This window comes from Clostridia bacterium (genome assembly GCA_024653205.1).
Classification (GTDB): domain Bacteria; phylum Bacillota; class DSM-521; order Neomoorellales; family SLTJ01; genus JANLFO01.
In genome coordinates this window covers 17,872-28,467 of sequence record JANLFO010000026.1, presented here as the reverse complement: position 1 = coordinate 28,467, position 10,596 = coordinate 17,872, and the positions used below count along the sequence as shown (strand labels likewise).

Below are 10,596 nucleotides of genomic sequence, written 5' to 3'. Positions count from 1 at the left end.
TTACCAGGAGGCTTTTTTATTGCCAACGCCTACCTAACAGGATTACAGGAATGCTCTTTCTAGGAATTAGGACATGCATCCGATTAACCCAAGAGTCTCGCCGAATTTCCCGCCGTACAGATCGGTTCAAATCCTTACGCCGGACGACGGCGGGTGCGCCTGCAGGTTGATCCCGCCTGCCTCGGCCGCTCCTCACCCCCTTCCGGTAGGTTTGGTGCATCCACGGTACCCCTGCGCGTTTGGGGACGGCCGCTCTCCCCGCACCGCCCCGCGCCGCAAGTCAGCGCATCATGTTGGGTAGCCACAGCACTAGCTGGGGCCAGACGATAATCGCCACCATGACCGCCAGCCCTAGCAGGAAGAAGGGCGTGGAGGACCGGAAGGCCTCCTCCACAGTCAGCCCTGGGTCTATGGGAGAGGCCATGCCTCTAATGTTGTAGACGTCCAGTCCCAGCGGGGGAGTGATCATGCCCAACTGGATGCCGACGACGAGCAGCACCGTATACCATATGGGATCGAATCCCAGTTTGGTCATGAGAGGAATGAACACGGGAACGGTAAGCATGACTATGCTCGCCGGATCCATAAAGCAGCCTAGGACCAGAATGACCACCTGAGTAGCAATTAGAATCCCCCACCGCGAGGGGTTCACCGACGTCACCCAATCCATGAAACCGGCCACGGCGCCGCTGCTGGCCAGGATGCGGCTAAAGGTCATGGCGCCCAGCACGATGGCAAAGATCATGGCCGTTACCTGAACGGTGTCCACGGCGGATTCTTTCACAATCTGCCAGGTCAGCTTTCTCCGCGCGGCGGCCAGAGCGTAGCAGGCCAAAACCCCGAAGGCTGCCGCCTCCGAGGGCGTGCAGACACCTAGAAAGATCACGCCCAACACGGCAAATATGATCAATAGGAAGGGCAGCAAGTCCCGGACCAGCACCCGCACCTTCTCCCCTCCGGGCACCTCTCCCACGCCGTAGGCCGGCGCCAATTCCGGCCGCAGTGCTACCCGTACCAGGAGATAGGCCACGCACAGCAACGCGAGCAGCAACCCGGGAAGCAGGGCCCCCATAAGCACCTTGGCCGCGGAGACACCCGCCATCGCCGCCGCGAAAACCGCGAAGCCGCTGGGCGGTATGAGTGTAGCTAGGGTACCGGTTATCACCAGGGGGCCGATGGTCATCGCCCGATGATAGCCCCGCCGCTTCATTTCCGGTAGCAGCGCGGTGGTGGCGATGGCAATGCTGCCCCCGCTGATACCGATCATGGTGCCGAAGACCGTCCCCACAGCGATGGTGAGAAGACTCAACCTGGCCGGCAACCGGCCCAGCAGTTTATCCAGCGCGCCAATCAGCACCGCACCTAGACCGGTGCGAAACACCACGTTTCCCATCAATAAAAACAGGGGGATGGGCAGAAAACCGAACATATTCACCGAGTTGGCCACGCTCATGATGAGCTGCTTTAGGCCCGCTATTCCCTGCCAGAAGAGTAGGGCACCGGGAATGCACGTGAGCAGGAAGGCGGCAGCAATCGGCATTCCGGTAAGCATTAGGAGTATTAGACACCCGAACATGAAGGCGAATACGGTAACCCACATGGGAAGTGCCCCCATTTCGTTTTGCCCGAACCCGCTAGGTGTCTTGCCCCGGGCGCGGCGAAGGGCGCTCCCGGTGCAGTTCCAGGCATTCGTAGGCGAACATTATGCCGAAACCGACCGGCATGACCAGCTCCACCGGCCACTTCACCGGCTGCATGGCCGAGGTGAACCTGGTCCCGGTAGCCCAGTCGTGGATAACCAGCCACGCCGACAGTACAGTCATGGCCCCGAAAACTAACGCCGTTGCCCACCGAGCTATTGCGGCAACCACCTTTTGCGGCCGTGGGTTTAGGCGACTGACCAGCAGGTCCATGCGCACATGCCGCCGGTTTCTGGTAACCCAGCCTGCACCCAGAAAAGTTATCCAGAGCAGGCTGTACTCGGTGAGTTCAAACAATCCGCTCCACGTCTTTCCAAATAGCCAGCGGGATACCACATCCACGGAAAGCCACACGGTATCTTGCCCGATGAGCAGAACACAGGCTACAGCCATCATTATCATCAGGACCACGTCTAGCGGCGATCCCGCCTTTGCCTTCACGCCCCTCACCGCTTCTCCTCCCGTTCGTGGTAGTGAGGCGAGGTGTAGGGCCGGCGCGAACACCTCGGCCCCGGCCCCACCCATGCCTACCGTGACCTTGACCGACTACCTCGGTTGAAGCTTCAGGCGGTAAAAGTCGTCGTTTGACACCAGACGGATTAATTCATCCAAGATCTCCCGCTTGTCGCCCACGATGGCGTAAACGTCTTTTCGGCTCTGCTCTCGGTACAACTGGTAGAACCTCACGGAGTCTTCCGGGGGAAGCTTTATGAACTCTACGCCAGCGGCACTAGCCTCTGCTCTGGCCTGCGCTACCAGGTCGGCGTAAGCCTTTTCGGCGTCTACCTCAAACTCCTCGGTAGCCTTGGTCAGGGCGTCTTTGAGCTCCTGGGGCAGGCTCTCCCACACCTTGAGATTGACGAAGAACGCACCTGAACCCGAGAACACCGGCTCATCAAGCCAGTACTTAGTCACAGGCACCAGCCCGAAGGCGCTAATTCCAGGAGTTCCAATCAGGTACCCATCCGCCACCCCTCGCTCTAGCGCCGTGTAATACTCAGTGAAGTTCACCGAGAGGGCCGAGCCTCCCAAGGCCTCTATCAAGCCCTTCAGAGTTCCGGCATAGGTCGCGATCTTCAGCCCTTTGAAGTCCTCAAGCTTCCTTACGGCCTTCGTCTTGAAGAAGAAGGTCCCCTGCGCGGCGGGCTCTGAGGGAGAGGAAGCTCCCAGGTAGTACAGACCGTGCGGCCTAAACTTCTCCTGCAGAAAAGCCACTACCCCCCTCTGCCGCAGCTCGGCAGCGCTATACTCCGCCCGGCCCAGATAAGTGATGCCGGGGACAAAGGGCTCCGCCGGCGATATCACCGCATTGGCGATATCGACCACCCCCTGCTGAACAGCACTGACCTGATCCGAAGTGGGTATGGCCTCCGGCCCGCCGATGACCTTGATCTTAATTCGGCCATTGGAATACTCATCCACCTTTTCTATCCACATGTTGGTGAAGTTGCCGGCCGCGTTCTCGTGTAGGAACATCACCATCCTGAGTTCCACCGGCTTGATTTCTTCCGCCGGGGCCTGGCCCTGCGGGGCCGGCGCCGACTGTTTGTTGCAGCCCACCGTGAGAAGTGCCAGGCCCACCAGGCACACCAGCAACAACCGCCCCAACCGCGATCTCATCGCATTCCCTCCTAGAAAAGAGCTTATGAGAGGACCTCACTCCGTCCGGCCGCTTGTATCTATCCGGCCGGGACAACCCTACCTACAGCTCCACCCCAACGTTAAACCCGTCGTGCACCGCCTGCCTGAGGTTCTGGGGATCGCGGCAGTCACCTATCACGTATACCTCCGGTGCCACCCCCTGGAAGCGGGACGCCAGTTCGCGCCGGGGCTTAAAGCCCAGCGACAGCACCACCGTATCTGCCGGTAACTCGAGGTGCCGCCACGATCGGTCCGCAACCACCACCCCCCTATCCGTAATTGCCTCCAGCCTGACCTCGGTGACGAACTGCACCCCGTGTTCGTCCAGCAGCTCCATCAACCCGCGCGGAGCATCCGGAGCCAGTTCCTCACGCCTCAGCTGGTCCACGATCGTCACCTGCTTGCCCTGCTGGGCCAGGTAAAGTGCGGTTTCACACCCGGTAAGACCGCCGCCCACCATGACAACGCGGTCGCCTGCAGCCACCCCGCCGGTGATCACCTCACCCGCCCAGACCACGTTGGAACGGTCGCTTCCGGGCACCCCGGGAATTATCGGGTCGGCACCCACGGCGACAACGACCGCGTCGGCGCCTTCGCGGGCGACTGCTTCAGGGCCGGCCTCGCAGTTGAGCTTTACGGTTATACCCGGTGTTTCCCGTACTTTGCCAACCAGCCACTTTTGGTATTTCTTCATATCCTGCTTGAAGGGCGGCGCGGCGGCCAGGCGGAGGTTGCCACCCAGCTCCGGCTCCCTCTCGTACAGGACAACCTCGTGCCCCCGCGCCGCAGCCGTGAGGGCCGCCTGCATTCCCGCCGGGCCGCCGCCGATGACGGCCACTTTCTTCTTCTGGGTGGCCGGGGGAAGGTCGGCATAGTCCAATTCGCGGCCCAGGGTGGGGTTCACGCTGCACCTTATGGGGAAGGATTGCGCCGTAAGCCGCAGGCAGGTGAGGCAGCGCAAGCACGGTCTGACCTCCTGCGGCCGACCCAGACGGACCTTGTTCACGTGGTCCGGATCGGCCAGGATGGCCCTAACCATGGCCACTACGTCCGCCTTGCCCTCGCCGATTATGCGGTCCGCGGTTTCCAGATCCATGATGGATCCTATGGTGGTGATGGGGACGCGCAGGGCTTTCTTGAAGCGTTCGGCATAAGGGACGTTGTAGGCGTAGGGAAAGTAGGTAGAGCGAATCATGTGCGAGAGGGCCACTGGATCGCTCATTACCCCGGCCGATACGTGCAAGAGGTCGATCTTGTCTTCGATCATCTTTACGAATTCTATGGTTTCCTCTTCTTCCATTCCGCCCGGCACCAGTTCGTTGGCGCTGATGCGGTACTCTATGGCCAGCTTGTTACCCACCCGCTCTCGAATGGCGGTGAGTACCTCGAGGGCAAAGCGCGCCCGGTTTGCCAGGCTCCCGCCGTAGCTGTCCAGGCGCCTGTTCGTCCACGGAGACAGGAACTGGGCCAGAAGATGCCCGTGACCGCCGTGCAGCATGATCATCCTGACCCCGGCCTTAACACAGCGCTCAGCGGCCGCCGCAAAGTGCTCGACAACCCGGTCAATGTCCTCCTGGGTCATTTCCCGGACCCGAACCTTGGTCCGGCCGTGGATATTGGGCGGAATCGGTGACGGGGCGATCACCTCGTCGCCGGCCATCCGTTGCCGCCCCCGGTGGCATATCTCTACCGAAAGCACCGCCCCGTAGCGGTGCACTTCCTCGGCCAGCACGCTCAGGCCGGATATTACTTTATCGCTGCCCAGGTTTACCTGGGCTCCGTGTCCGCCGGCATACTCCCGATCGACCGGCGTCTCCCCCACCGTCACTACGGCCGCTCCGCCTCGCGCCAGACGGCGGTAGTAGGCGATCATTTCCCTGGTTACCAGGCCCTCAAAGGAGGCCAGGCCGGGTAGCGCCGGCCCCAACTCTATGCGGTTCTTGAGCTCTACCGGGCCTATCCGCAAGGGCCTGAAGATGTTCTCGTACGGCAGCATCACCATTGCCCTCCTTGCCACCCCGTCTCAGGTGAATTCTCTCTCTTGAACCGTTTAAGACAACTTTTTGTCCAATTCAAGCGGGCGGCGGCTCCCCGGCAGAGGCCTCAGTCTGCTCACCCCGTTCGGGAGCCTCAGGCGCGCCGGTGCGCGTGCCTTGCCGCCACCGTCCTCGCCAGGTCACGGCCACAACTCTCGGGCCACGTCCTCCAATCCGAGTTCTTCAAGCTTGTGCCGGCTGGGTTTGGCGGTCTTGAGGTCCCAATCCATGGCCTCCAGGTACTCCCGGATCATCAGTTCCTCATCAATCACCATACCTGCCAGCGGCCCCGCCTTTACGGGCTCGCGATTGATCAGCCGCTCCGGCATGGCGTACTCCAGGGGATTGAGCCCCTCCCGTACGTTGAATGCCTGACGTATGTTGGCTATGCGCTCTCCGGCCGTAAGCAACTCCGCCGTGTCCACGTCCCACCCGGTAACGGCCCGGGTGAATTCCGAGATGATCTCCACGTTGGGAAGGCATACGTAAACCAGGTGACACATCCCCAAACACACGGCGGCATGGTTGAAGTTGCCTCCGATCTGATACAGCCTGCCCCTGCCCGCCTGCGCCCTCGGGTCGATGGGCGGAAGCAGGCCGGGGGGGTGCATGTGGGGCGCCGCGGTGGCCTGGGTGTGCCGGGCCGGCGTGGCGTCCAGACGGTAGGCGAGCGCGAACTGTATCTTGGACTTGGGGTCATGGGCCGGAACCTCCTGGCCCTGGACGTGCACCGCGTAGCGTTCCGCGCCCCGGCCGATCTTTTCCGCCGCCCGCTTCACCCCGTCCGCCAGCAGCGCGCCGATGCCCTCCCGCCGGGCGATCTTCTCCACCAGGGCTACTATGGCCCGCGAGTTTCCCCAAGACGGCTCTATGCCCTCGGTATCTCCCCGGTCGATCAAACCGTTCTCGTAGCACTCAATGGCGAAGGCGACGGCCGACCCGGCCGAGATGGTGTCCAGACCGTAGCGGTTGCACAGGTCGTTAACCTTAATTATGGCTTCAAGGTCGGCGTTGAGGCAGTTTGACCCGAACATGGCCAGAGTCTCGTACTCGGGCTTGTGTACCCCGGGCGGCCACCGGTACTCCCCTTCTCCCGGCTGCATGTGGCCCCCGCAGCCGACCGGGCAGCGGTAGCAGGCGTAGCGTCTGACCTGACGCTTGACCACCTCGTCTCCGCCCAGCATACGGTACTGGGGGAAATCCCGGTAGGCCACCCCCGCCCAGTTGCGCGTGGGCGAGTCCGCCGATTCCGCGCACGGTATCACCACCGCCGGGGTGCCGTACCGCCTCAGAACGTTCACCGGGCCGGTCAGTTCCCGGACGCACCTCCTCCGGAGCTCACCCGCCCTCTCCGGATCCGCCAGCGGAACCGCCAGGTTCCCCCGCGCGGCCACAGCCTTCAGCCGTTTGGACCCCATGACCGCGCCCAGCCCGGACCGGGCTGCCGCCCGACCCCGGTCGTGGAAAATGCCGGCGATCAACGAACGGCTCTCCCCGGCAGGGCCGATGCAGGCTACCTCCGTTTCTTTTCCCAGTTCCGCATTGAGCAGGGCTTCGGTTTCGTAGGTATCCTTACCCCAAAGGTGGCTGGCATCCCGGAGCTCGGCCCGGCCGTTGTCCAGCAGCAGATACACCGGTTTCTCCGCCACCCCACGCACAAAGACCGCATCGTAGCCGGCAAACCTCAGGTAGGCGCCGAAGAAGCCGCCGGAATTGGCGTCTCCCCACCCCCCGGTAAGCGGCGACTTGCCTACCGCCGTGTACCGGGTGCCCGAAACCGCCGGCGTGCCGGTGAGGGGTCCGGTGCAGAAGCCCAAAATGTTGTCCGGGCCCAGAGGGTCTACCCCCGGCTTCAGGTGGCTAAATAATACCCGGGCGCCCACGCCGTAGCCACCCAGGAACCGGCGCCACATTTGCACGTCTACTGGTTCGGTCCTCAACTCTCCGGTGGAAAGGTCTGCCCATAATACTCGGCCTGCAAATCCTGCGGTCACCCTGTCCGCCTCCCTTGCCCTGATCGGTACCGCCGCCGCTACTCGTGCCCCTCGAAACTGCGCCCCTGCCCCGGCTTGGGGGAGGGGGCAATATGGGGTGCCCCCTCCCCGGCGCCTGAGGTATTCGGCCGGGTTACTGCTTGTTCATTTCCGCCGCTACCTGTCTCGCCCCTTCGTATACCTTCCGGGCGTCCCAGCCCTTAGCCTCGGCGTTCTTGATCCATTCCTCGACGTAGTCCTGGGCGGCCTCTTCCCATACCTTGGCTTCCTCAGGAGTGATCTCCGCCACCTTGCGGTTGGGATCGCCGCCCCACTTGGCCTTCACGTCCTGGATCTCCTGCACATTCATGTCGTTGATAGCGTCGCAACCTTCCTGGAAAACCTCCACCAGCAGTTGCTGCAAGTCGGGAGAGAGCTTGTTCCAGGTCTCCAGGTTGATGATAAAGCCCATCAGCCCGTACACGGCAAAATTGGGTTCGAGGAAGGTATGGCACTTGAACACCTCATCCGTCTTGAAATCGGTCAGCGCCATCGGCGGGCAAATCTGGCCGGTGATTACCCCTCTTTCCGCGGCGCTGTAAACGTCGCCCGGCGGCACATCGGTCACGCCTCCGCCCGCACCGGCTACGATCCGGGCAAACATGGCCGCGGCCTTAACCGTCTTCCCCTTGAGGTCCGCCGGAACCCTCACCAGCTTGTCGACCATGTTCACGTTGTAGGCCGGCATGGGCCTTATGGCCAGCCAGCGCACCCCGGCCTTCTCGTTCTCCTGCTGGAGTTCGGGGAACATCTCCAGTATCTTGTTGTAGCCCTCTTGGGCCTGCTTCAGGTTCCGGAAGCCCAGAGGCAGCTTGAAGACCTCGTTAAGCACATGCACACCGGGAGTGAGGCCGTGCATGTAGAGCGCGATATCCGCTTGTCCCGTAGCCACTCCCCTGAAGAGATCGCTGCTCTTCAAAAGGGTTTCGCCGAAATACGGCACCACCTTGATGCGGCCGTTGCTGCGCTCCTCCAGCTTCTTGATAGTCTCCTCGTTCTTCTTGCCCAGGTTCATAGCGGTAGTGTGCCAGTCGGCATACTTCAGCTCGATGACCGGCTGGGAGCTCTCGCCGGTCTGGCCTCCGCTCGGCTGACCCTCCGAGCCCGACCGACCACAACCGGCCAACCCGCCGAAAACTAGGCCCAGGCTGAGAACCGCCACCAGTACCGCGTAAAGCGTCCTCTGCATGGTGTCTTCCTCCTCCCCTTGAGGTAGTGTGCGGCAAAACCAGGCGTTTTTGTCCTTTTCCACTCCGCGGTCTTGGCTTCGTCATGCACCCACGCCCTCCGATAACGCTCTGCCCCTCACCTCCTTCCCGGGTATGCCAGCCCCGCCAGAACGATCGGCTAGCGTGCCAGATACAAGGATAGTTCGGGCACGGCTATCAGCAAGGCGACGTGAAAGGCATCCGCGATCAGGAACGGCCATATGCCCCGAAACACCGTACTGGTGGGCACGCCCAGCGAGCCACTGATCACAAAACAGTTCATGCCGATGGGCGGAGTAATTAGGCCGATCTCGTTAAGCCTCACCACCAGCACTCCGAACCAGATGGGGTCGATGCCCAGAGCTACTACCGAGGGATAGATGATGGGCAGGGTGAGCATGATGGCCGCGTTTACGTCGAAAAAGCACCCGAGTATGAGGCAGAGCACGATTACAAAGGCGAGGAAGCCCCCGGTGCCCAGATGGCTGGTCTGCAGCACCTCGCTGAGCATTATGGGCAGCTTGCTCACCGCCAGGAAGCGAGCGAAGATGAAAGCTCCTACCAGCATGGCCACGATCATGGCCGTAGCCTGGGCGGTTTCCATGGCTGCGCCCCGAAATTCCCGCCAGCCCAGACGCCGCGCGGCCAGGCCCACTACCAGGCTGGCCAGGGCCCCTATGGCTCCCGCTTCGGTGGGAGTAAATACGCCCAGGTAAATGCCCCCGATGGTTACCACGAAGATCAAGAGCACCGGCCCGGCCAGGCCCATGGCGGACAGCTTGCGCGTGAAGCTGACCCGGGCCATCTCCGGCACCGCTGGCCCCAGGGCCGGATTGCGCCGGCAAAGCAGGGTGATCGTAACCATATAGAATATGGCCTGCAGTATGCCCGGGATTATCCCGGCGAGGAACAGCCTGCCGATAGACTGCTGGGTAATGAGACCGTACACGATAAACCCCAGGCTCGGCGGTATGAGGATCCCGATCGTTCCCCCGGCCGCGCAGGCTCCGGCGGCCAGGCGGTCGTTGTACTTGTAACGTCTCATTTCCGGATAGGCTACCTTGCCCAGGGTAGCGGCGGTGGCCATGCTGGAGCCGGACACGGCGGCGAAGAAAGCGCAAGCCGCCACCGTGGCCGCGGCCAAACCGCCCCGCACTCCTCCTATCCAGCGGCAGGCCGCTTCATAAAGGTCTTTGGCCAGTCCCGTGTTGGAAACCAGCGCCCCCATGAGGATGAAGAGCGGCACGGTGACGAAGGTCAGACTCGCCACCTGGCCGTGAGGCTCGGTGGTGAGCACGCTCACCGCCTTGCCCCAGCCGTTGAAGTAAAGCAGGCCCAGAAAGCCTACCGCGGCCATGGCGAACCCCACCCAGACCCGGAGAAACACCAGAACCAGGAGGATGGCCAGGCCGATCGCGCCGATTATTTCCGGGCTCATACCGCTCGCCTCCCCGTGGCCGTCTGCACCGCCATGATCGCGGTAGCCACGGCCAGCAAGAGGTAGCAGACGGCTATCACCAGATAGAACGGATACTCCGGTATGTGGAGGAGGTCCGAAGCCACGCCGATCCGGCGCACGGCCAGGGCCTCCCCGATAGTTTCGGTTCCCATAATGGCGGTCAGGACGGCTACTACCACGTAGTTCAGCAGGCGCAGGACCAGCCGTGCTTTTCTGGACAGGTTTTGCGCCAGCAGATCTACCTTCACGTGTCCGTCCTGCCAGCCGCACCAGGCCATGCCCCCGAAGCCGGCGCAGATCATCAGGGGTATGATGATCTCCGCCACTCCCACAATGGGCCGATCAAAGCAGAAGCGCAGGAAGACGTCTACGCTGGTGATCAGCATCATGGCCACCAGGCACGCTACCACAAAGGCGTTGGGGTAAAACAGGACTTGCTCGAACCAGGACATTCTCTGCCGGGCTTCAGGCGTCCCTTCAGTGTTGCCCGTCACCGATCTCCCTCCCCCGGAGTGGTGC

At 62.2% G+C, this 10,596-nt stretch carries 8 protein-coding genes; all 8 read right to left on the bottom strand.

The window, feature by feature from the left end; translation table 11 throughout:
• Positions 1-280: 280 nt before the first annotated feature.
• The 8 genes from NUV99_10825 to NUV99_10790 all read right to left on the bottom strand — a co-directional run bounded on the left by NUV99_10825 (position 281) and on the right by NUV99_10790 (position 10,571).
• A complete protein-coding gene (locus tag NUV99_10825; GenBank protein MCR4420592.1) occupies positions 281-1,600 on the bottom strand; it encodes a TRAP transporter large permease subunit in 1,320 nt (439 codons plus the stop codon).
• A 34-nt stretch (positions 1,601-1,634) separates the two neighbouring features.
• Complete coding sequence (locus NUV99_10820; protein MCR4420591.1) at positions 1,635-2,150, bottom strand: TRAP transporter small permease; 516 nt, start codon at positions 2,148-2,150, stop codon at positions 1,635-1,637.
• Between the two features lie 96 nt (positions 2,151-2,246).
• Positions 2,247-3,320, bottom strand: a complete 1,074-nt coding sequence (gene dctP / locus NUV99_10815; protein MCR4420590.1) for a TRAP transporter substrate-binding protein DctP — start codon at positions 3,318-3,320, stop codon at positions 2,247-2,249.
• A gap of 82 nt (positions 3,321-3,402) precedes the next feature.
• Positions 3,403-5,337, bottom strand: a complete 1,935-nt coding sequence (locus NUV99_10810; protein MCR4420589.1) for an FAD-dependent oxidoreductase — start codon at positions 5,335-5,337, stop codon at positions 3,403-3,405.
• Between the two features lie 180 nt (positions 5,338-5,517).
• Positions 5,518-7,371 carry an aldehyde ferredoxin oxidoreductase family protein gene (locus tag NUV99_10805; GenBank protein ID MCR4420588.1) on the bottom strand — a complete coding sequence of 618 codons (1,854 nt, stop codon included), beginning with the start codon at positions 7,369-7,371 and terminating at the stop codon, positions 5,518-5,520.
• A gap of 133 nt (positions 7,372-7,504) precedes the next feature.
• Positions 7,505-8,599 (bottom strand): TRAP transporter substrate-binding protein DctP, encoded by a 1,095-nt coding sequence (dctP, locus tag NUV99_10800; protein ID MCR4420587.1) that lies wholly within the window; start codon positions 8,597-8,599, stop codon positions 7,505-7,507.
• A 158-nt stretch (positions 8,600-8,757) separates the two neighbouring features.
• Complete coding sequence (locus NUV99_10795) at positions 8,758-10,056, bottom strand: TRAP transporter large permease (protein MCR4420586.1); 1,299 nt, start codon at positions 10,054-10,056, stop codon at positions 8,758-8,760.
• Positions 10,053-10,571: a TRAP transporter small permease gene (locus NUV99_10790; protein MCR4420585.1), complete on the bottom strand. Its 519-nt coding sequence runs from the start codon at positions 10,569-10,571 to the stop codon at positions 10,053-10,055. The genes NUV99_10795 and NUV99_10790 overlap by 4 nt, the downstream gene beginning before the upstream one ends.
• Positions 10,572-10,596: the final 25 nt, after the last annotated feature.